Source organism: Oceanimonas baumannii, from assembly GCF_002245495.1.
Classification (GTDB): domain Bacteria; phylum Pseudomonadota; class Gammaproteobacteria; order Enterobacterales; family Aeromonadaceae; genus Oceanimonas; species Oceanimonas baumannii.
Genome location: NZ_NQJF01000003.1, coordinates 73,238 through 94,245, shown reverse-complemented (window position 1 = coordinate 94,245; position 21,008 = coordinate 73,238). Strand labels below are relative to the sequence as shown.

The 21,008-nt window shown below is 57.6% G+C and carries 18 protein-coding genes and 4 tRNA genes; 21 read left to right on the top strand and 1 reads right to left on the bottom strand.

All coding sequences use genetic code 11. The annotated features are described in order from the left end of the window. Positions 1-120: 120 nt before the first annotated feature. From ftsB to rpoS, 9 genes are read left to right on the top strand one after another with little or no spacing between them, the layout of a single operon-like run. Positions 121-411, top strand: coding sequence for a cell division protein FtsB (ftsB, locus tag B6S09_RS04340; RefSeq protein WP_094277278.1), 291 nt, complete (start codon positions 121-123; stop codon positions 409-411). Then, complete coding sequence (gene ispD / locus B6S09_RS04335; RefSeq protein WP_094277277.1) at positions 408-1,100, top strand: 2-C-methyl-D-erythritol 4-phosphate cytidylyltransferase; 693 nt, start codon at positions 408-410, stop codon at positions 1,098-1,100. Before ftsB ends, ispD begins: the two co-directional genes overlap by 4 nt. Continuing rightward, on the top strand, positions 1,097-1,573 hold the full coding sequence (gene ispF, locus B6S09_RS04330; RefSeq protein WP_094277276.1) for a 2-C-methyl-D-erythritol 2,4-cyclodiphosphate synthase: 477 nt from the start codon (positions 1,097-1,099) through the stop codon (positions 1,571-1,573). The genes ispD and ispF overlap by 4 nt, the downstream gene beginning before the upstream one ends. Next, the gene (truD, locus tag B6S09_RS04325) at positions 1,570-2,610 is read left to right on the top strand and encodes a tRNA pseudouridine(13) synthase TruD (protein ID WP_094277275.1); all 1,041 of its coding nucleotides are present in this window, start codon (positions 1,570-1,572) and stop codon (positions 2,608-2,610) included. The genes ispF and truD overlap by 4 nt, the downstream gene beginning before the upstream one ends. Then, positions 2,591-3,337 (top strand): 5'/3'-nucleotidase SurE, encoded by a 747-nt coding sequence (gene surE / locus B6S09_RS04320; RefSeq protein ID WP_094277274.1) that lies wholly within the window; start codon positions 2,591-2,593, stop codon positions 3,335-3,337. Before truD ends, surE begins: the two co-directional genes overlap by 20 nt. Positions 3,338-3,341: 4 nt before the next feature. Then, positions 3,342-3,971, top strand: coding sequence for a protein-L-isoaspartate(D-aspartate) O-methyltransferase (locus B6S09_RS04315; RefSeq protein ID WP_244900098.1), 630 nt, complete (start codon positions 3,342-3,344; stop codon positions 3,969-3,971). Beyond that, a complete protein-coding gene (locus B6S09_RS04310; RefSeq protein WP_094277272.1) occupies positions 3,968-4,549 on the top strand; it encodes a YqaA family protein in 582 nt (193 codons plus the stop codon). Before B6S09_RS04315 ends, B6S09_RS04310 begins: the two co-directional genes overlap by 4 nt. Next, positions 4,549-5,508 (top strand): LysM peptidoglycan-binding domain-containing protein, encoded by a 960-nt coding sequence (locus tag B6S09_RS04305; RefSeq protein ID WP_341802681.1) that lies wholly within the window; start codon positions 4,549-4,551, stop codon positions 5,506-5,508. Before B6S09_RS04310 ends, B6S09_RS04305 begins: the two co-directional genes overlap by 1 nt. Before the next feature lie 42 nt (positions 5,509-5,550). Then, positions 5,551-6,528: an RNA polymerase sigma factor RpoS gene (gene rpoS, locus B6S09_RS04300; RefSeq protein ID WP_094277271.1), complete on the top strand. Its 978-nt coding sequence runs from the start codon at positions 5,551-5,553 to the stop codon at positions 6,526-6,528. Positions 6,529-6,761: 233 nt separating this feature from the next. On the opposite strand, the gene mutS is transcribed toward rpoS, so the two are convergent. Further along, a complete protein-coding gene (mutS, locus tag B6S09_RS04295; RefSeq protein WP_208321682.1) occupies positions 6,762-9,293 on the bottom strand; it encodes a DNA mismatch repair protein MutS in 2,532 nt (843 codons plus the stop codon). Positions 9,294-10,053: 760 nt separating this feature from the next. Here mutS and B6S09_RS04290 point away from each other — a divergent pair. From B6S09_RS04290 to B6S09_RS04235, 12 genes are all read left to right on the top strand, one after another. Continuing rightward, positions 10,054-11,124: an HlyD family secretion protein gene (locus B6S09_RS04290; protein WP_094277269.1), complete on the top strand. Its 1,071-nt coding sequence runs from the start codon at positions 10,054-10,056 to the stop codon at positions 11,122-11,124. A 1-nt stretch (position 11,125) separates the two neighbouring features. Further along, complete coding sequence (gene rbbA / locus B6S09_RS04285; RefSeq protein WP_094277268.1) at positions 11,126-13,843, top strand: ribosome-associated ATPase/putative transporter RbbA; 2,718 nt, start codon at positions 11,126-11,128, stop codon at positions 13,841-13,843. Between the two features lies 1 nt (position 13,844). Continuing rightward, positions 13,845-14,969 (top strand): ABC transporter permease, encoded by a 1,125-nt coding sequence (locus tag B6S09_RS04280; protein WP_094277267.1) that lies wholly within the window; start codon positions 13,845-13,847, stop codon positions 14,967-14,969. 160 nt (positions 14,970-15,129) lie between these two features. Beyond that, positions 15,130-15,615, top strand: a complete 486-nt coding sequence (locus tag B6S09_RS04275) for a CinA family protein (RefSeq protein WP_094277467.1) — start codon at positions 15,130-15,132, stop codon at positions 15,613-15,615. 74 nt (positions 15,616-15,689) lie between these two features. Then, positions 15,690-16,757: a recombinase RecA gene (recA, locus tag B6S09_RS04270; RefSeq protein WP_094277266.1), complete on the top strand. Its 1,068-nt coding sequence runs from the start codon at positions 15,690-15,692 to the stop codon at positions 16,755-16,757. Positions 16,758-16,802: 45 nt separating this feature from the next. Further along, a complete protein-coding gene (locus tag B6S09_RS04265; protein ID WP_094277265.1) occupies positions 16,803-17,267 on the top strand; it encodes a regulatory protein RecX in 465 nt (154 codons plus the stop codon). A 102-nt stretch (positions 17,268-17,369) separates the two neighbouring features. After that, positions 17,370-19,997 carry an alanine--tRNA ligase gene (gene alaS, locus B6S09_RS04260; RefSeq protein WP_094277264.1) on the top strand — a complete coding sequence of 876 codons (2,628 nt, stop codon included), beginning with the start codon at positions 17,370-17,372 and terminating at the stop codon, positions 19,995-19,997. A gap of 252 nt (positions 19,998-20,249) precedes the next feature. Further along, entirely contained in the window at positions 20,250-20,441 is a 192-nt protein-coding gene (gene csrA, locus B6S09_RS04255; RefSeq protein WP_019933193.1) for a carbon storage regulator CsrA, read from the top strand. 140 nt (positions 20,442-20,581) lie between these two features. After that, positions 20,582-20,674: transfer RNA gene (locus B6S09_RS04250), tRNA-Ser, on the top strand. An 11-nt stretch (positions 20,675-20,685) separates the two neighbouring features. Beyond that, a tRNA-Arg gene (locus tag B6S09_RS04245) sits at positions 20,686-20,762 on the top strand. A 25-nt stretch (positions 20,763-20,787) separates the two neighbouring features. Next, positions 20,788-20,864 (top strand) — tRNA-Arg (locus B6S09_RS04240). Positions 20,865-20,889: 25 nt separating this feature from the next. Continuing rightward, positions 20,890-20,966: transfer RNA gene (locus B6S09_RS04235), tRNA-Arg, on the top strand. Positions 20,967-21,008: the final 42 nt, after the last annotated feature.

Below are 21,008 nucleotides of genomic sequence, written 5' to 3'. Positions count from 1 at the left end.
GCGGGGTTTTTGTTTATGGCTCAGGCTGTATGCAGCCTGAGCGGTATCCCCGCCTTGTGCGGGGTTCCTTTTGTTCGGACGGCGAATATGGGAAACTAGCCGTCTTGTTCCGGAGGATAAATGCGCACCCTGACGCTGATACTGATTGCTCTGCTCGCCACGTTACAATACGACCTGTGGCAGGGCAAAAACGGCCTGGCTGAATATCATGAAGTTGCCGCCAATGTAGAACGCCAGCTCATCGACAATGAGCGTCTGGCGGAACGAAATGCTTTGTTATACCGGGAGATCAAGGATCTTAATCAGGGGTTGGCGGCAGTGGAAGAGCTGGCCCGCAACGATCTGGGGATGATCAAACCCGGTGAAACCTTTTATCGTCTGTTACTTCCGGAAGACAAGCCGCCGCAATGACGTTTTCAACCTTTACTGCCGTGGTGCCGGCGGCCGGCGTCGGTAAACGCATGGGCAGCACTGTTCCCAAACAATACCTGACGCTGGCAGGTAAAACCGTGCTTGAACATACGCTGGAGCGGCTGCTGGCACATGATGCCATCGCGCAGGTCGTTGTGGCCGTCAGCCCGGAAGACGCCTGGTTTGATGCATTGCCGCTGGCGGCAGACCCCCGGGTGCTGCGGGCAACAGGCGGCCAGGAACGGGCCGACTCTGTGCTTAATGCGCTTGACCTGGTGACCAGTGAACGGGTACTGGTACACGATGCAGCCCGGCCCTGTCTGACCATGAAGGATCTTGATGCGCTGCTGGCTGCTTCTGTCCATCCTCAGGGGGCGATACTGGCCTGCAGGGTACGGGATACCATGAAACGGGGGGATGGCAAAGGAGCCATCCGTGAAAGTGTCAGCCGCGACGAGCTCTGGCATGCGCTTACGCCACAATGTTTTGCTACCCGGACCTTGCGTCAGGCGCTGTCCACTGCGCTGAGCGCGGGCCATACCGTCACCGATGAGGCATCGGCGATGGAACTGGCCGGCTTTTACCCGGTGTTGGTAGAAGGGCGTTCTGACAATATCAAAATCACCCGGCCGGAAGATCTGGCTCTGGCCGGTTTTTTTCTGCAGCAGCTTAAAGAGAGCTTTACATGATGCGAATCGGGCACGGGTTTGACGTGCATAAATTTGGCGGTGACGGCCCCTGCATGCTGGCCGGTGTAGCGGTGCCTTATGAGCAGGGGTTGCTGGCTCATTCCGATGGTGATGTGATCCTGCATGCCCTGAGTGATGCGTTGCTCGGTGCCATTGGTGCCGGTGATATTGGTCGGCATTTTCCTGATACTGATGCCGAGTTTGCAGGCATCGACAGCCGTATTCTGCTGCGGGATGTGTATGCCCGGGTGCTGAAAGCGGGCTATGTACTGGGCAACGCCGATGTGACCGTTATGGCTCAGACGCCTAAACTGGCACCCTATATCGACGCCATGGCGGCGACCATTGCCGCTGATCTGCAGGCGGCGGTGTCTCAAGTCAACGTGAAGGCCACCACCACCGAACAACTCGGCTTTGTCGGCCGCAAAGAAGGCATAGCGGCGGAAGCCGTTGTATTACTGGTAAAAGCATGAATAACTGGCATTATTTCCACGGTGAGCCCACCGTCAGCGGCCGCCTCAAGGCCACCCCCGAAGATTTTATTGTGCGTGAAGATCTGGGGTTCGCCCCCAGTGGTGAAGGCGAACATATTTTTCTGCACATTCGCAAGCGTGGTCAGAACACCCAGTGGGTGGCACGGGATCTGGCCCGGTTGGCGGGCATTGCCCAGCGGGATGTAACCTGGGCTGGCCTGAAAGATCGTCATGCGGTGACCGAGCAATGGTTCGGCGTTCATTTGCCAGGTAAGGAAATGCCCGATTTCTCGCCCCTTGAAAATGAGGATGTGCAGATTCTGGCCATTGCCCGCCACAACAAGAAACTGAAAACTGGTGCGCTCAGAGGCAACTGGTTTGAGCTGACCCTGAGTGAGCTGGAAGGAAATGATGATCTTCCGGCACGGCTGGCGGCCATCAGTGAGCACGGTGTGCCCAACTACTTTGGTGAGCAGCGGTTTGGCCACAACGGCGGCAATATTGCACAGGCCAGCGCCATGTTTGGTGGTAAGCGCATCAAGGATCGAAACAAACGGTCGATGTATCTCTCTGCGGCCCGCAGTTATCTGTTCAACCTGGTTGTGAGCCAGCGGCTGGCGCAAGGGAAGGGTGAACAATTGCTGAACGGCGATTGTGTCATGCTGGCGGGAAGCCAGTCGTTTTTTACCATCAATGACGACAATCCGCTTGATGAGGTAATGCGTGAGCGGTTTGTCAGCGGAGATATTCGCCTGAGTGCCCCGCTGTGGGGAAGAGGGCGGTTGCCGGCAGAGGGTGAGGCTGCAGAGCTGGAGCTGGCGGCGCTGGCGGAGCAGGAAGCACTGCGCGCCGGATTGGAAGCCAATGGACTGAAACAGGAGCGGCGGGCGCTGCTGCTGAAACCGGAGCAACTGAGCTGGCAGCAGCATGAAAATCGTTTAACGCTGTCGTTCTGGTTACCTGCGGGAACTTATGCCACCAGTCTGGTGCGGGAACTTATCAAGGAAAAGGTGAGCCATGAAAATTCTGGTGAGTAATGACGACGGCGTAAATGCCCTCGGTATTCGCACCCTGAGCCGGGCCTTGTCGGAATTTGCCGAAGTGGTTACGGTGGCTCCGGATCGTAACCGCAGCGGTGCCAGTCACTCACTGACGCTGGAAGTGCCGCTGCGTGCCGATAAACTCGACGACACCGGTTTTTACTCGGTAAAGGGCACGCCGACCGACTGTGTACACTGGGCAGTCAATCATCTGCTGGATCCTGACCCTGATCTGGTGGTGGCCGGCATTAATCACGGTGCCAACCTGGGCGACGACGTGCTCTACTCAGGAACGGTGGCTGCGGCTACCGAAGGCCGGCATCTGGGCCTGCCATCCCTGGCCATTTCCCTGTGCGGCGATAAGCACTTTGAAACCGCCGCCCATTTTGCCGGTATGTTGGTGCAGGGGTTGCTGCGAGCTCCGCTTTACTCCAATCAAATTTTAAACGTGAACGTGCCCGACTTGCCCCTGGCGGAAATTCAGGGTATCAAAGTGACCCGTCTGGGTAATCGTCATCGTTCCGATGCGGTGCTCAGAGAGTTTGATCCCCGCGGTCGTCCTATTTACTGGATAGGTCCGCCGGGGGCCATTCAGGATGCGGGGGAAGGGACCGACTTTGATGCCATAGAGCGGGGGTTTGTGTCTATTACACCGCTGACCATTGATCTTACGGCTTACGATCAAATGGCGGCCCTGTCCCGTTGGATTAAGGATGTGGAGTAAGGACGTGCGCACGTTAGCAGGAGAGCAGCTTTATCGCCTGCTGAAACAGCAGGGCATTCGTAACGAACGGGTTCTGAAGGCCATTACCGGCCTGCCGCGTAACGAGTTTGTGGATGAGGCCATGAGCCATAAAGCCTGGGACAACAGTGCCCTGCCCATCGGTTTTGGCCAGACGATTTCTCAGCCCTACATTGTTGCACGCATGACCGAAGCCCTGCTGCAGGGCACCCAGCTTCGCAGGGTGCTGGAAATAGGCACCGGCTCGGGCTTTCAGACCGCGGTGTTGGCCCAGCTGGTGGATGAGGTATACACCATAGAGCGTATCAAGCCACTGCAATATCAGGCCCGGCGCCGGCTGCAGCGGCTGGATCTGCATAATGTGCGGACCAAGCACGGTGATGGCTGGCAGGGATGGGCCAGTAAAGCTCCGTTTGATGCCATAATTGTCACTGCCGCCGCCAGCTCTGTGCCTGCGGCACTGCTGGAACAGCTGGCCGACGGTGGCCGAATGGTGATTCCGGTAGGGGGAATGCATCAGACGTTGTGGCTGTACCAGCGTCAGGGTGATGACATGGTTCGTACCGAGCTGGAAGCAGTACGTTTTGTTCCTTTGATTCAGGGTGATCTTGAGTGAAGCCGTTTTCCCGTTTATACCGGCTGGTGATGATGTGGGCGGTACACCGCCACGCACCGGTTTATCTGTCCATGAACAGTTTTGTTGAGTCCATTTTCTGGCCGGTGCCGGTTGATGTGATGCTGGCTCCGATGGCGCTGGCCAAGCCGGATAAAGCCTGGCGCTATGCGGCGTTAGCCACCGTGTTTTCGGTGCTTGGAGCCGCCTTTGGTTACCTGCTGGGTTACGCTATGTGGGATCCGCTGGTTGCGCCCTTTATTCAGACCATGGGGTATGAAGGCAAAATTGCCGTTGCCCGGCAGTGGTTTGATGACTGGGGGATCTGGGTCATCTTTATCGCCAGTTTCACGCCGGTCCCCTACAAGGTGTTTACCGTGACTGCCGGACTGTTGCAGATGGCGTTTCTGCCGTTCCTGCTGGTGTCACTGGTTGGCCGGGGGATGCGCTTTTTCCTGGTGTCCGGCCTGATGGTCTGGGGTGGCGTGAAAATGGAGCGCAAGCTGATTGGCTATATTGATCTGCTGGGCTGGTTATGTGTGGCGGCGGCAGTGCTCGCCTATCTGTTGTTGAGCCGCTGATGATGTGGCGGAGCGGGACGATCAGAGTAACAGCCATCAGCCTGGTGCTGCTGCTTTCGGCCTGTTCCGCATCACGGCCAGCCCCGGTCCGGGGAGTGGGGGCTCATGCTCAGGGGCATGTCCAGGCCAATGGACGTCATTATGTGGTGGCCCGGGGCGATACCCTTTACTCCATTGCCTGGCAGGCGGGTACCGATGTGGCTACTCTGGCCAGGTATAACGGTCTTCGTGCACCTTATCGCATCTATCCCGGTCAGACCCTGAAGCTGGATGTGCCCGGTCGCAAGGTGCGGGAATACCGTGTGCGCCGGGGAGATACACTGAGCGGAATTGCCCGCCGGACCAATCACTCGGTTGCGGATCTTGCCAGCCTGAACGGGTTGCGTCCGCCTTACCGTATTTATGTCGGACAGAAGCTGGCCTTGCATAGCATCGCGCGTGCCACCGCAGAGAGTAAGCCTCAGCCGAAACCTGCCCCTTCATCTTCCAAAAAAGCCACTGTCGCAAAATCGTCCGGAGCAGTTGCACCGGTCAAAAGAAAAGCATACGCTGAGTCTGAAGTACAAAAAAACACGGCTGTCAATGGTGCTATCGCTTGGCAATGGCCTGTCAGCGGTCCGGTGATATCGGGGTTTTCGTTATCGGAAACCGGTAATAAGGGCATTGATATTCGTGGCAGCAGGGGCCAGGCAGTCAAGGCCGCTGCAACAGGAAAGGTAGTATACGCAGGGAATGCGCTACGTGGTTATGGCAATCTTATCATCATAAAACACAACGATGATTACTTGTCGGCCTACGCTCACAATGAGGTGCTGCGTGTGAAAGAGCAGGACACGGTGAAAGCAGGCCAGCACATAGCGGATATGGGAAGTAGTGATGCTGCTGATGTCCGGCTGCACTTTGAAATCCGGTATCAGGGTAAATCGGTTGATCCGAGAAAATATCTGCCCAAGCGATAATGACCGGGGATAAGGCTGTTCCCGGTTTAAGGGAGAACTGCCATGAGCCAGAAAAAATACAACACCGAAAATGCAGAAACAGATTTTGACAAGGATGATGAGCTGAATGCCGCTGATGTTGAAGTGGCCGAGGAAAAAGAGGAAGAACAAACCGAAGAGGTACTGAGCCCGCCCACTCAGCGGAGCCTGGATGTGACCCAGCTTTACCTGGGAGAAATAGGCTATTCTCCGCTGCTCACCGCCGAAGAAGAAGTGCATTATGCCCGTCGCGCATTACGGGGGGATCTCGCCGCACGCAAACGAATGATAGAGTCCAACCTGCGCCTGGTTGTCAAAATTTCCCGCCGTTACAATAACCGGGGCCTGGCCCTGCTGGATCTGATTGAAGAGGGTAACCTGGGCCTGATCCGTGCCGTGGAAAAGTTTGATCCCGAGCGCGGATTCCGTTTTTCAACGTATGCCACCTGGTGGATCCGTCAGACCATAGAACGCGCCATCATGAACCAGACCCGTACCATTCGTCTGCCCATTCATGTGGTAAAAGAGCTGAATGTCTATCTGCGTACCGCCCGGGAGCTGGCCCACCGGCTGGATCATGAACCTTCTGCCGACGAGATTGCCGAGGCGCTCGACAAGCCGGTGGAAGATGTGTCGCGTATGCTGAAGCTGAATGAAAAAATCAGCTCTGTGGATACTCCTATCGGCGGTGACGGCGATAAGGCCCTGCTTGATGTGCTGGCTGATGAGAACGACAAGGATCCGGAAGTTGAAACCCAGGATGACGACATTAATTCCAGCCTGGTACGCTGGCTGGAAGAGCTGAACCCCAAGCAGCGGGAAGTGCTGGCGCGGCGTTTTGGTCTGCTGGGCTATGAAGCCTCTACGCTGGAGGATGTCGGCCGGGAGATTGGCCTCACCCGGGAACGGGTACGTCAGATCCAGGTGGAAGCCTTGCGCCGGCTGAAGGAAGTGCTGACGCAGCAGGGGCTTAATATTGACACCTTGTTTCATGGTGAATAACGGAAAACAAAGCGGTAAGCCGACCTCTTCGGAGAGCTGTCAGCTTTAAGGGGGGAAGCCATCGACCGTACCTGTATTTCGGTAGACACTGAAAGGCAGTAGGTTGGCGATGAGCGTAGCGAATCCCAGCAAAGAAGGTAGGTTGGGCGAGTCCCAGCACTGCTCTTAAAAACCCCGGCATAACCTTTGTTATGTCGGGGTTTTTCATGCTAATCCATTGATAGCTGACGGCTTTATTTTCTGGCCTGCTTCAGCTGATACAATTGCTCCAGCGCCTGACGCGGCGTGAGCTCATCCGGGTTCAGGGTATCGAGTAATTCCAGGGCCGGATCAGGCTGCTCATCAAACAGCGGCAGTGAGCCCTGAGGGGGGGCGACGGCCGGCTCAGGGGCGGGGCGGCCGCTTTCCAGCTCGGCCAGCTTCTCCCGGGCGAGAGTGAGTACCGCTCTGGGCACGCCGGCCAGCGCCGCTACCTGCAAGCCGTAAGAGCGGTTGGCTGCCCCTTCCTGTACCGCATGCATAAAGGCGATAGTGTCACCATGCTCCACTGCATCCAGATGGACATTGGCGACTGCCGGCCACAGAGCTGCCAGTCCGGTGAGCTCAAAATAGTGGGTGGCAAACAGAGTATAGGCGTGCAGCCGGTTGGCCAGGGCATCGGCACAGGCCCAGGCCAGCGCCAGGCCATCATAGGTACTGGTGCCCCGGCCAATTTCGTCCATCAGCACCAGGCTGTGGTGGCTGGCGTTGTTGAGAATATTGGCTGTTTCCGTCATTTCCACCATAAAGGTGGAACGGCCCGAGGCCAGATCATCGGACGCACCGATACGGGTAAAGATGCGATCCACCCGGCCAATACGCGCCTTTTGTGCCGGCACAAAGGAGCCAATATAGGCCAGCAATACGATCAGGGCTGTCTGGCGCATATAGGTGGACTTACCGCCCATATTGGGGCCGGTGATTACCAGCATTTTTCGTTGATTCGACAGTGACAGCGGGTTGGCGATAAACGGCTCTGTCATCACCTGTTCCACCACCGGGTGACGGCCTTCCTCAATGTCGATGACGTCGTCGTCGGTCAGCTCGGGGCGGCAATAATTCAGGCTCTCGGCTCGCTCCGCCAGGTTGGCCAGCACGTCCAGACAAGCCAGGGCGGCGGCGCTTTGCTGCAACGGGGCAAGGTGTTCCAGCAACTGGTCCAGTAGCGTTTCATACAGACGTTTCTCCAGCGCCAGTCCTTTGCTTTGGGCGTTGAGTACCTTGTCTTCGTATTCCTTCAGCTCGGGAATAATGTAGCGCTCGTTATTTTTCAGGGTCTGGCGACGAACATAATGCACTGGGACCAGATGGGAGTTGGCCCGGCTGACATCAATGTAAAAGCCGTGCACCTTGTTGTAGGCCACTTTGAGGGTGCTGATACCAGTGGCATTACGTTCCCGGGTTTCAAGCTCTTCCAGATAACGATGGGCCCCGGCGGCCAGTTCACGCAGTTCGTCCAGTTCGGCGTTGTAGCCATCGCGGATCACACCGCCATCGCGGATCACCACTGGCGGAGTGTCCACCACGGCGGCTTCCAGCAGGCCGGCCAGGCCGGGAAAATCACTGATTTGTGTGGCAAGCGATGTCAGGCACCCGGCATCCGCCTCGGCCAGTACCGCCTGAATGTCCGGCTGGGCCTGCAAGGCGGCCCGTAACCGGCTCAGATCCCGGGGGCGGGCCGAGCGCAGTGCCAGTCGTGCCAGCACCCGTTCCACGTCGCCGACCTGGCGTAACAGTGGGTGGAGTTCTTCATGACAGCTGTTTTCCATCAGCGTGGCAATAATATCCTGACGTTGCTTCAGCTCGTCTTTATTGCGGCTGGGCTGATGGATCCAGCGTTTGAGCAACCGGCTGCCCATGGGAGTGGCGGTGCGGTCCAGCACCTCTGCCAGGGTATTTTCCACGGTGCCGGACAGGTTCAGCGTCAGTTCCAGATTACGTCGGGTGGCGGCATCCATGATCACCATGTCCTGGCGGCGTTCCAGCCGTACACTGTTGATATGGGGCAGGGCGGTTCGCTGGGTATCCTTGACATATTGCAGCAGACAGCCGGCGGCACACAGGGCAGTGATGGACTGCTCCACGCCAAATCCCACCAGATCCCGGGTACCAAACTGCTGGCACAGCAGGTGACGGGCGGTCCCGAGATCGAATTCCCACTCGGGCCGGCGTCGCAGTCCCTTGCGGTGCTCGATAAGGCCAAACCAGTCAAACCCTTCCGGGTACAGCAGTTCGGCGGGCTGAGTGCGCTGTAATTCGGCGGTAAGAGTTTCCTCTTTCTCAAACTGGTTGATCACAAAGCGACCGGTACTCACATCCAGAATGCCAAAACCGAAACGTTCGCCGTCGTGATATACCGCCGCCAGGCAGTTGTCTTGCCGCTCATTGAGCAGGGCTTCATCAGACAGGGTGCCGGGGGTGACGATGCGCATCACCTGGCGTTCCACCGGACCTTTGCTGGTGGCCGGATCGCCAATCTGCTCGCAAATGGCTACCGACTCGCCCATCTGTACCAGTCGCGCCAGATAATTCTCCGCGGCATGGTAGGGCACCCCTGCCATGGGAATGGCAGTGCCTGCCGATTTGCCGCGTTTGGTCAGGGAAATGTCCAGCAGGCGTGACGCTTTTTTGGCATCGTCGTAGAACAGTTCATAAAAATCCCCCATGCGATAAAACAGCAGAATATCCGGATGTTGGGCCTTCAGGGCCAGGTATTGCTGCATCATGGGAGTGTGTTGTGTTTGCTCGGTCGCTTTCACCTTGGTGCCTTTACCCTGTCTGTCATGAGATATGGTGCTGTCCGGGTTACCCGGCTGGATGGGACAGGTGACGGGTATGCCGCGGACGGGGCCTAAAGAGTATCAGACCTCTGCTGTCGGGAACAATTGTGCCTGGCAAAAGTTGCGTACACCGCAGGTGGCGGTGCTTCCTGTCGGATGGCTGACAACTGCTATTTTAGAAGGGACCATTTTGATGCCGATCGTGGTTAACAATAAACCATCACCGGGTTCGGTTATTTGCACTATCCAAAAACCATGTAATGATTCGGTTAACATAAAGGAGCATGGGAAAGGTGATATTTAAATTAAATAGGGAGATTCCTTGATCTGGGACATTGATTTTTAAAAGGCTTTTTTAGCTTGGGTTAGTATTATCGGTCGGGGTGAAAATACAACTTAGAGCTTTAACTCCACTGTGTTATTTTTATACATGTTGTCGGTTGGTTTTATCGAATGAAAAAGCTCAACTGACGGTTTTAAATAATAAAAACCGGAGAGAGTACGAGTCTCTCCCACGGCTGGTGCGCTGCCGTCTCTTTGGGTAGTGCCGACCTAGGGTACGGAGGGGCTGAGCCGGTGTGTTTAATATTGCTCTTATTACTTTCATGGGGCAGATTATTCTGGTTTAGCCTGAGCGGGTACACCGCCGATTGTCATAATCGGGAAGGACTGTTTGGAACACCTTTTTATATCCTGGGTGAGATAAATGAAAAAGATAAATAAAAAACATCTTCTGCTGCTGGCTTTATTGGCGGTAGCCGCCGTCGCCGCTTATGTCTGGCAGGGGAGCCTTGACTCCGGTTATGGGGAGGGTTTTGTCAGCGGCAATGGCCGTATCGAGGCGACTGAGATCGATGTAGCCACCAAGCAGGCTGGCCGGGTGGAGGAGATACTGGTGCGTGAGGGTAGCTTCGTGCAGGCCGGCATGCCCCTGGCCCGGATGCAGGTGACGGTGCTGGAGGCTCAGCGGGAGGAAGCCAGGGCTCAGCATCAGCAGGCCCTGAATGCGGTTAACAGCGCGCGTGCTCAGGTGCTGGCGCGGGAGAGCGAACAGCAGGCGGCGCGGGCTCTGGTGGCCCAGCGGGAGGCGGAGGAAGACGCGGCTCGCCGGCGCTATGAACGCTCCCGGGTGCTGACCGGCAGGGGGTCTTTGTCTCAGCAGCAGTTGGACGACGACAAGGCGGCCCTGCTCGGGGCCAGTGCTGCAGTGAGTGCGGCCCGGGCCCAGGTCAATGCCGCCGAAGCCGGAGTTGAGGCGGCTCGGGCCCAGGTGGTAGGGACCGAGTCAGCGGTAGCGGCAGCAGCGGCCACCATCGCCCGTATCCAGGCGGATATTGACGACAGCCAGCTCAGCGCTCCCCGGGATGGCCGGGTGCAGTACCTGATAGCCCAGCCGGGAGAGGTGCTGGGTGGCGGTGGTAAGGTGCTCAACCTGGTGGATCTGACCGATGTATATATGACCTTTTTTCTGCCTTCCGAGCTGGTGGGGCGGCTGGCGCTCGGCAGCGAGGCGCGCATCCTGCTGGACGCGGCACCGGAATACGTGATCCCGGCGCGCATTTCCTTTATTTCGGATATCGCCCAATACACTCCGAAGACAGTGGAAACTGCCAGCGAGCGGCAGAAACTGATGTTCCGGGTGCGTGCCCAGGTGGACCCGGATCTGCTCCGGGCCCATCTTACCCAGGTCAAGACAGGGCTGCCCGGCGTAGTATGGGTTCGGCTCGAACAGCACCAGCCCTGGCCTGAGGATCTGACCGTCAAGCTGGAACCCTGACATGAAGGCACATGTAGCCCATGCAGAGGGCGTCTGTCTGCAATACGGGGAGACCCGAGCGTTGGACGGCATCGATCTTGCCATTCCCGCCGGGCGCATGGTGGGCTTTATCGGCCCGGACGGGGTGGGAAAGTCCAGTTTGCTGTCGCTGCTGGCCGGCGCCAGGGCGGTGCAGCAGGGCCGGGTGCGGGTGATGGAAGGTAGCATGGCCGATGCCGCACACCGGAACCGGGTTTGTCCCCATATCGCCTATATGCCCCAGGGGTTGGGCAAGAATCTCTATCCCACTCTGTCGGTAGAGGAGAACTTGCAGTTCTTCGGTCGCCTGTTCGGCCACAACAAGGCCGAGCGACGCCGGCGCATCGACGATTTGACCCGCAGTACCGGACTTTATCCCTTCCTGACCCGCCCCGCCGGCAAGCTGTCCGGCGGCATGAAACAGAAACTGGGGCTGTGCTGCGCCCTGATCCACGATCCCCGGCTGCTGATTTTGGATGAGCCCACTACCGGGGTAGATCCCCTGGCACGCAGCCAATTCTGGAACCTGATCGATCGTATCCGGGCCGAACGGCCCGGGATGAGCGTGCTGGTGGCCACCGCCTACATGGAGGAAGCGGCAGGCTTCGACTGGCTGGTGGCCATGGACGCGGGCCGGGTACTGGCCACGGGCAGCCCGAATGAGCTGCTTGCCCGGACTGGCTGTCCGAGCCTGGAGCGCGCCTTTATCGCCCTGTTGCCGGAATCCCGCCGCCAGGGTCACCGGGAGGTGGTGATCCCCCCTCTGGAACTGACCGAAGACGAGGAGATCGCCATTGAAGCTCGGGAGCTGACCATGCGTTTCGGCGACTTCGTGGCGGTGGACAAGGTCAACTTCCAGATCCGCCGGGGGGAGATCTTCGGCTTTCTTGGTTCCAACGGGTGTGGCAAATCCACCACCATGAAGATGCTGACCGGCCTGTTGCCCGTATCCGATGGCCAGGCCTGGCTGTTCGGCCAGCCAGTGGACGGTAACGACATAGCCACCCGCCGGCGGGTGGGCTACATGTCCCAGGCGTTTTCCCTCTACACCGAGCTGACGGTATTACAGAACCTGGTGCTGCACGCCCGCCTGTTCCGGGTGGCGGAGGCGGCTATTCCCGAGCGGGTAGAGGAAATGATCCGCCGCTTCGATCTGGAAGAGGCACGCCATGCCCTGCCGGAGCGCCTACCTATGGGGATCCGCCAGCGGTTGTCGTTGGCGGTGGCCATGGTACACAGTCCCGAGCTGTTGATTCTGGACGAACCTACCTCGGGGGTTGATCCGGTCGCCCGGGACCAGTTCTGGCAATTGCTGATCGAGCTGGCCCGCAACGACAGGGTAACCATTTTTATCACTACCCACTTTATGAATGAGGCCGAGCGCTGTGATCGCATCTCTCTGATGCATGCGGGGCGGGTGCTGGTGAGCGACGCCCCGGACGCACTGGTGAGGCAGCATGGGGCCGACACACTGGAACAGGTATTTATTCACTACCTGGAACAGGCGTCGGGCCCGGAGGAAACGCCACCCGCGGCCCCGGCGGCGTCCGCCATTCCGGCGACTCCGCACCGGCAGGGCTTCAGCCTGGGGCGCATGCTCAGCTTCAGCCGGCTGGAGGCGATGCAACTGGCTCGGGATCCGGTTCGTGCCGCTCTGGCTCTGTTGGGCACAGTGCTGCTGATGTTCATTATGGGATATGGCATCGGCATGGACGTGGAGGATCTTCGTTATGCCGTGCTGGACCGGGATCAGTCCGGGCTGAGCCAAAACTACACCCTCAACCTGTCGGGCTCCCGGTATTTTATCGAGCGGCCGCCCTTGGACGATTATCAGGAGCTGGACCGGCGTATGCGCAGTGGCGAGCTATCCCTGGCCATAGAGATACCGCCTGGCTTCGCTCGGGAGCTCAAGCGCGGCAATCAGGTGGAGATCGGCGTCTGGGTGGACGGGGCCATGCCGCTCCGTGCGGAAACCATCAGTGGTTATGTGCAGGGCATGCACTACAGTTGGCTGCGGGAGCAAGCCCGCTATAGTCTGGGACAGAGTACTACGGGATCGGCTACAATTGAGACCCGCTTCCGCTACAATCCGGACGTGCGCAGCCTGCCGGCCATGGTGCCGGCGGTGATCCCCATACTGCTGTTGATGATTCCCGCCATGCTCACTGCTCTGGCGGTGGTACGGGAAAAAGAACTGGGCTCCATCATCAACCTCTATGTGACCCCTGTTTCCAGAGCGGAGTTTCTGCTCGGTAAGCAATTGCCCTATGTGTTGCTTGCCATGCTGAACTTCCTGCTGATGGTCGCTTTGGCGATTACCCTGTTCGAGGTGCCACTGACCGGCAGCTTCGCCACTCTGACCTTGGGAGCATGGCTGTTTGTGCTGTTTTCTACCGGCTTTGGGCTCTTTGCCTCTACGTTCACCCGCAGCCAGATCGCCGCCATGTTTGTGACCATGATCGGTACTTTGCTGCCGGCCATCCAGTTCTCAGGAGTGCTTAACCCGGTGTCCTCTCTGGAAGGGATGGGAGCCCTGATCGGCCAGGTCTATCCGGCCACCCATTTCCTCAACATCAGCCGGGGCGTGTTTGGCAAGGCCTTGGGCTTTGGAGATTTGAGCGCCTCTTTCTGGCCGCTGCTGCTGGCGGTCCCCGTCATTCTGGGGCTGTCGGTGGCCCTGCTTAAAAAACAGGAGCGGTGAGATGCGAGCGCTTGCCAACATATTTCGGCTCGGAGTCAAGGAGCTGTGGAGCCTGGTGCGGGATCCGATCATGCTGGTACTGATCGTTTATACCTTCTCCGTCGCTATCTACACTGCCGCCACTGCCATGCCGGAGACCCTGCACGGTGCTCCCATTGCTATCGTGGACGAAGATAGCTCCCCCTTGTCGGGGCGGATAGCGGCAGCTTTTTATCCTCCCCGTTTCAAGGATCCGGCGATGATTTCTCTGGACGAGATGGATCCGGGGATGGATGCGGGACGCTATACCTTCGTGATTAACATACCACCCGGATTCCAGCAGGATGTGCTGGCGGGCCGGTCGCCGGCCTTGCAACTGAACGTGGACGCCACTCGTATGAGCCAGGCCTTTACCGGCAGTGGCTCGATCCAGCGAATCATCCAGGAGGAGGTTGACGATTTCGTGCGGCGCTACCGGACCGACAGTGAACTGCCGGTAGATCTGGCGGTGCGTATGCGCTTCAACCCCAATCTGGAACGATCCTGGTTCGGGGCGGTGATGGAGCTCATCAACAACGTTACCATGCTGTCCATCATCCTCACCGGGGCGGCCCTGATCCGTGAGCGAGAACACGGTACTATAGAGCACCTGCTGGTGATGCCGGTCACTCCCACCGAGATCATGCTGGCCAAGGTTTGGTCCATGGGGCTGGTGGTACTGGCTGCGGTGGCCCTGTCCATGGCCCTGGTGATTCAGGGGACGCTGCGAGTGCCGATAGAGGGCTCGATAAGTTTGTTCCTGCTGGGCACGACGGTACATCTGTTCGCCACCACTTCCATGGGTATTTTCCTGGCCACCCAGGCCCGCACCATGCCCCAGTTCGGACTGCTGATGATGCTGGTGCTGTTACCCCTTCAGCTGCTGTCGGGAGGCTCCACTCCCCGGGAGAGCATGCCCCAGCTGGTGCAGGAGCTGATGCTGGCGGCACCGACTACTCACTTCGTGTCCCTGAGCCAGGCTATTTTGTACCGGGGGGCGGGGCTGTCCGTGGTCTGGCCCGAACTGCTGTACTTGTTGCTGATCGGCGGTGTCTTTTTCACCGTGGCTCTGGCCCGCTTCAGAAAAACCCTGAGCCAGATGGCTTGAACGGGGCCCGAGCACAAGAGTAACACCAGTGAGCATTATATCGGTCCCCGGCCTGGCGAGCGGGCTATGAATCATTTATTGGTCTGGGCCATGGAGCCGAGGCATGGCAACCGGCATAATAGGCGCTTTCGGTGAGCGGGAGGAACCACGGTTGGACAGCATGACTTTGGCACGACAGTTGGGCGAGGCGCTGGCGCGTCAACACCTTATGATGGTCACCGCAGAGTCCTGTACCGGCGGCGGTATCGCCTGTGCAATGACCGACATAGCCGGCAGTTCAGCCTGGTTCGAACGGGGGTTCGTCACCTATTCCAATGCCGCCAAACACGACATGCTGGGGGTAGATATGGCGCTGATTGAGCAACATGGTGCGGTCAGCCGGGAAGTTGCCGAGGCCATGGTACGCGGTGCCTGCTTACACTCTGGCTGCGATCTTGGCGTAGCGGTAACCGGTGTCGCTGGCCCCGGCGGTGGCAGTCCTGAGAAGCCGGTAGGTACCGTCTGGCTGGCCTGTTATATGGCCGGTACCGACTTACTCGAGTGCCGGCTGTTACAGCTGGATGGTGACCGGGCGGCGGTACGCCATCAGACCGTGATTCAGGCACTGGCATGTTGCCTGTCTCTGCTTGAGCAAAACCCCACTTGATACTGTACGAATAACCAGTATACTCAACATCAGTTTCTAAAAATAAGCACCAGTCAATTTCAGCGGAGCATTTTATGGATCAGAACAAAGAAAAAGCCTTGGCCGCCGCCCTGGGTCAGATTGAAAAACAGTTTGGCAAGGGTTCCATCATGCGTTTGGGCGACAACAAGGCTTTGAATGTTGAAGCCATTTCCACCGGCTCCCTGTCTCTGGATATCGCTCTGGGCATTGGTGGTCTGCCCACCGGCCGCATTGTTGAAATTTACGGTCCTGAGTCTTCCGGTAAAACCACCCTGACTCTGCAGGTGATTGCTCAGGCACAGCGTGCAGGCAAGGTATGTGCTTTTGTGGATGCCGAGCACGCGCTGGACCCGGTGTATGCCGGCAAGCTGGGTGTGAACGTTGACGATCTGCTGGTGTCCCAGCCCGATACCGGCGAACAGGCTCTGGAAATCTGCGACATGCTGGTTCGTTCCGGTGCCGTTGACGTCATTATTGTTGACTCGGTTGCGGCATTGACTCCCCGCGCCGAGATTGAAGGTGAAATGGGTGACTCCCACGTTGGCCTACAGGCTCGTCTGATGTCTCAGGCGCTGCGTAAGCTGACCGGCAACATCAAGAGTGCCAACTGCCTGTGTATTTTCATCAACCAGATCCGCATGAAAATCGGTGTCATGTTCGGCAGCCCGGAAACTACTACCGGTGGTAACGCGCTTAAATTCTACTCTTCCGTGCGCCTCGATATTCGCCGCATCGGCTCCATCAAGGAAGGTGATGAAGTGGTGGGTAACGAAACCCGGGTTAAGGTAGTCAAGAACAAGGTGGCTCCTCCGTTCAAACAGGCCGAGTTCCAGATCATGTACGGCGCCGGTATCTCGAAGGAAGGCGAATTGATTGAGCTGGGCGTGAAGCACAAGCTGATTGAAAAAGCCGGTGCCTGGTACAGCTACAAGGGCGATAAAATTGGTCAGGGCAAGGCCAACTCCATCAAATATCTGCTGGAGCACACCAGTATTGCCGAAGAAATTGAGCAGCAACTGCGCCAGATGCTGTTGCTGTCTCCTGGAGCGGCGGCTGACGCTGACGGCAAGGGCGAACCTTTGCCGGAGCTTGACGGCCCTGATGGCAATGCCGAATTCTGATAACAAGGCCGGGCAATGCCCGGCCTTTGTATTTAAGGCTCTCTGATGTTGTTTGAACCTTCCAATCCGGATCAGCCGGTATGGGATTGTGCCCTGCGGCTGTTGTCACGCCGGGATCACAGCCGGCGGGAGCTGGAACAAAAACTGCGCCAGCGTCAGTTTGATGAGGATGCAATCGTCCGGACCCTGAATAAGCTGGAACAGCAGCAATGGCTGCAGGATGCCCGCTTTGCTCAGGTGCAGGTTCGTCAGCATATTTACAAAAAGCATGGCCCCCTGCGTATCCGGACCGAGCTGCAGCATAAGGGAGTGGCTGCGGAGGAGATCGCCACGGCGCTGGAGCAGCAGGACACCGACTGGTTTGAACTGGCCAGGGAGTGTTACCTGGGCCGCTTTGGCGAAGGACCCGTCACCGATTTTAAAGAACGGGCCAAACGTATGCGTTATCTGCAGGCAAGGGGATTTGCGCCGGATCATATTCGTTACGCTCTTGAAAGCAGCAAGGAATAGCTCCTTTCAGGCCGGGTGAAGACCATGGCGTATTTTACATTACTCCTCATTCCTTTTAAATTATGGGTGTAAACGCCTACCAAGTTATCAACAGGATTTTCCATGCGAATGACCACGTCTGAGTTACGCAATGCGTTTCTCGAGTATTTCCGCCAGCAAGGACACCAGGTGGTGGCGTCCAGCTCGCTGGTGCCTCACAACGACCCGACCCTGCTGTTTACCAACGCCGGCATGAACCAGTTCAAGGATCTGTTCCTGGGGCTGGAGCAGCGAGCTTACAACAGAGCGGTCAGCTCCCAGCGTTGCGTGCGCGCCGGTGGCAAGCACAACGATCTGGAAAACGTGGGGTATACTGCCCGTCACCACACTTTCTTTGAAATGCTGGGCAACTTCAGCTTTGGTGACTATTTCAAGCAGGATGCCATTCGTTTTGCCTGGGAATTCCTGACCGGAGTGGTCAAGCTGCCCAAAGACAAGTTGTGGGTTACCGTGTACGAGACCGACGATGAGGCCTTTGATATCTGGTCTCAGGAAATCGGCGTGCCGGCGGATCGCATCGTGCGCATCGGTGACAACAAGGGTGCCCAGTACGCTTCCGACAACTTCTGGACCATGGGCGACACCGGCCCTTGCGGCCCTTGCACAGAAATCTTCTACGATCACGGCGAGCATATCTGGGGTGGCCCTCCCGGCAGCCCGGAAGAAGACGGCGACCGCTACATTGAAATCTGGAACCTGGTATTCATGCAGTTCAACCGTCATGCCGACGGTACCATGGAGCCTCTGCCCAAGCCCTCGGTGGACACCGGCATGGGCCTGGAGCGTATCGCCACTATTTTGCAGGGCGTGCACTCCAACTACGAGATCGATCTGTTTCAGGCGCTGATCAAGGCCGCTGCCGAGGCGGTGGGTGCCACCGATCTTGACAATAAGTCGCTGCGAGTGATTGCCGACCATATTCGTTCCTGCTCCTTCCTGATTGCCGATGGCGTGATGCCTTCCAACGAAGGCCGGGGTTACGTGCTGCGTCGTATTATCCGCCGGGCTGTACGCCATGGCCGCAAGCTGGGTGCCGACAAGACCTTCTTCCACACGCTGGTGGGTTCCTTGTGCGAGCAGATGGGTGAAGCTTATCCGGAGCTCAACACTCAGCGTCCTGTTATCGAGAAGGTGCTGCGGCTGGAAGAAGAGCAGTTTGCCCGCACACTGGACCGGGGCCTGCAGCTGCTGGAAGATGCCATTGCTGAGCTGGGTGACAGCCAGGTGCTGCCTGGTGAAGTGGTATTCAAGCTTTACGATACCTACGGTTTCCCGGCAGATCTGACCGCCGATGTACTGCGTGACAGGGATATCAGCATTGATGAGGCTGGCTTTGAAACCCTGATGCAGCAGCAACGGGAGCGGGCCAAGGAAGCTTCTAACTTCGGCGTGGATTACTCCAAGGTGATCAAGGTTGACGGCGAAACGGCCTTTACTGGCTACGAACATCTGGCACAGCCGGCCAAGGTCACCGGCCTGTTCAAGGACGGTGAGCCGGTAGCGGCGCTGATCGCCGGTGAAGAGGGGGCTGTGGTGCTCGATAGCACGCCGTTCTACGCTGAGTCTGGTGGTCAGGTGGGTGATGCTGGTGTCATTCGGATGGATGACGGTCTGTTTGTGGTAAAAGACACCCAAAAGGCCGGTAACGGTATTTTGCATCTGGGGTATCTGGAGCTGGGCACTCTGGAAGAAGGTGAAGTGGTATCTGCGGCGGTAGATGGTGCCCGCCGTCAGGCTACTGCCCTGAACCACTCGGTGACCCACCTGCTGCATGCCAGTCTGCGTAAACTGCTGGGTGAACACGTAACCCAGAAAGGATCGCTGGTCGAGCCGGAGCGACTGCGTTTTGACTTCTCTCACCTGGAAGCAATGAGTGCTCAGGAGCTAAGAGAAGTGGAAGATATGGTTAACCGTGATATTCGTGCCAACCTGCCAGTCTCCACTCAGCTGATGGACCTGGAAGGGGCCAAACGGGCTGGTGCGACTGCGCTGTTCGGTGAGAAGTACGATGAAAACGAAGTGCGGGTGGTCGCCATGGGCGAAGTGTCTACCGAGCTGTGTGGTGGTACCCACGTCAGTCGCACCGGTGACATCGGCCTGTTCAAGATTTTGTCGGAGAGTGGCATTGCTGCCGGCGTGCGCCGTATCGAAGCGGTGACTGGCGAAGCGGCACAGGCTTACCTGCATCAGCTGGATCACGAAATTAACCAAGCTGCCAGCCTGGTCAAGGGAGATACCTTCTCGGTCTCGGCCAAGGTTCGCCAGCTGCTGGAGCGCAGTCGCCAGCTGGAAAAGGAAATTGAACAGCTCAAGGGCAAACTGGCGGCTCAGGCCGGTGCCTCTTTGCTCGAGCAGGTGGTCGACATCAACGGCAGCAAGGTGCTGGTGGCTAATCTGGAAGGAGTGGATGCCAAGTCTTTGCGGGGCACCCTGGACGACCTTAAATCCAAGCTGCAGTCCGGTGTGGTGGTGCTGGGCACCGTCAGTGGCGACAAGGTAAGTCTGATTGCCGGTGTTACCAAGGATCTGACCGGTAAGGTCAAGGCCGGAGAGCTGGTCAACATGGTGGCCCAGCAGGTGGGCGGCAAGGGCGGTGGCCGCCCGGACATGGCTCAGGCTGGCGGCAGCGAGCCGGCTGCCCTGCCAGCGGCGCTGGAGTCGGTATCCGGCTGGCTGGGTGAGCGTCTCTGAGAGTCGCAGTCTGCACAACCGACAGGCACTGTCGGAGCGGCTGGCGATAATGCCACTGCGCTGGTATCAGCGTCTATAATTTGGAGCGGCAGCCATTTGCCGTAATTAAAAGAGGCCTGTCTTTGACAGGCCTCTTGATTTTGACGATGTTCTACCCCATTTCATGCCATGGGAAGGCTGGGTTTTTCATCGCCTTTATCGGATAATAAACAGCATTTTTTACTAATAGATAGCCATAACAGGAGCAGCCATATGCTAATTTTGACTCGTCGGGTAGGGGAAACCCTGATGATCGGTGATGAAGTCACCGTAACCGTATTGGGCGTTAAGGGTAACCAGGTGCGCATTGGTGTGAATGCCCCGAAAGAAGTGTCTGTACACCGTGAAGAAATCTATATGCGGATACAGGCCGAGAAGGGTACTGGCGACGATAGCCAGTACTGATTAACGGTTTTTCGGGGTGTTTTTTATTCATATTGATGGCTTTTGCTCCCAAATGCTTAAAGTATGTCCAAACGGAAAAATCGGGCCGGAAAAGTGTTTGACTTATTTTGGCCCGGCGGTAATATACGCCCCGCAAACACGGTGAGGTGGCCGAGAGGCTGAAGGCGCTCCCCTGCTAAGGGAGTATGCGGCTTATACCCGCATCGAGGGTTCGAATCCCTCCTTCACCGCCATTTTTTGCAGCGCATCCGTAGCTCAGCTGGATAGAGTACTCGGCTACGAACCGAGCGGTCGGAGGTTCGAATCCTCCCGGATGCGCCATTTTTTAAAAGCGTTTTTCAGAAAAGCATCCGTAGCTCAGCTGGATAGAGTACTCGGCTACGAACCGAGCGGTCGGAGGTTCGAATCCTCCCGGATGCGCCATCTGAAAATTAACGCGACCTGTTATGCATCCGTAGCTCAGCTGGATAGAGTACTCGGCTACGAACCGAGCGGTCGGAGGTTCGAATCCTCCCGGATGCGCCATATTAAAAAAGCCGGCCTTGAGCCGGCTTTTTGCTTTTCTGC